Source organism: Streptomyces sp. NPDC053673, from assembly GCF_055585225.1.
In genome coordinates, this window is record NZ_JBVJKN010000111.1 from 1 (window position 1) to 1,122 (window position 1,122).

1 protein-coding gene is annotated in these 1,122 nt (G+C 71.5%); it reads right to left on the minus strand.

The window, feature by feature from the left end:
• Positions 1-1,122 (minus strand): type I polyketide synthase (locus tag ACZ6ZQ_RS38610; protein ID WP_469773203.1); only part of this gene is annotated, 1,122 nt, incomplete at both ends.

The following is a 1,122-nucleotide window of genomic DNA, read 5'->3' on the forward strand; positions in this document are numbered from 1 at the left end:
CGCGAGTGCGGTGGGTGTGGGGTGGTCGAAGATGAGGGTGGGCGGGAGCTGGAGGCCGGTTTCCTGGTTGAGCTGGTTGCGCAGCTCGACGGAGGCGAGGGAGTCGAATCCGGATTCCTGGAACGCTCGCTGTGGCGGGATGGCGTCGGGTGAGGTGTGTCCGAGGACGGCCGCGGCCCTGCCCCGTACCAGATGCAGAACGATACGGAGCTGTTCCTCCGGTTCCAGTCCCCTCAAGCGTCCGGGCAGGGCCGGCGCTCCCGTCCGGACCGTGGTCCTGCCGCCCGCGCTCGCCCTGGCCGGGACACGGGCCAGGCCCCGCAGCAGCGCGGGCACCTCACCACCGCGTGACCTCAGGGCCGCTGTGTCGATGCGCAGCGGAACCAGCACGGGGTTCCCGTCCGCTGCTGTGATCGCGGCCGTGAACGCCGCCAGACCCTCCTCCACGGACAGCGCGGGCAGTCCTTGCCTGCGCATGCGGTGCAGGTCCGCCTCAGAGAGCCAGTCGCTCAGTCCCGTGCTGGTGTCCCACAGGCCGAACGCCAGCGACAGCGCCGGGAGACCGAGGCCGTGGCGGTGGTGGGCGAGGCCGTCGAGGAAGACGTTCGCCGCCGCGTAATTACCCTGGCCTGCGGCCAGGACCAGCCCACCGGCCGAGGAGAACAGGACGAACGCGTCCAGGTCCATGTCACGGGTCAGTTCGTGCAGGTGCCAGGCGGCGTCCGCCTTGGGCTGGAACACCCGGTCCACCCGCTCCGGCGTCAACGCGCTCACCAGCGCGTTGTCTCCCACACCCGCCGCATGCACCACACCGCACAGCGGACGATCGGCCGGAACCGAAGCGAGCAGGTCCGCCACAGCGTCGCGGTCGGCCACATCACACGCCGCAACCGTGACCGTGACGCCGGTGGTGAGGGTGGTGAGTTCGCGGACGAGTTCGGACGCGCCGGGGGCGTCGGGTCCGCGGCGGCTGGCCAGGAGCAGGTGGCGTACGCCGTGTTCGGTGATGAGGTGACGGGCGACAAGGGCGCCCAGGCCGCCGGTTCCGCCGGTGATCAGGACCGTCCCGCCGTCTCTCCACTGCCTGCGCTCGCCGCCACTGGCCGGGCTGGTGGTGGTGTG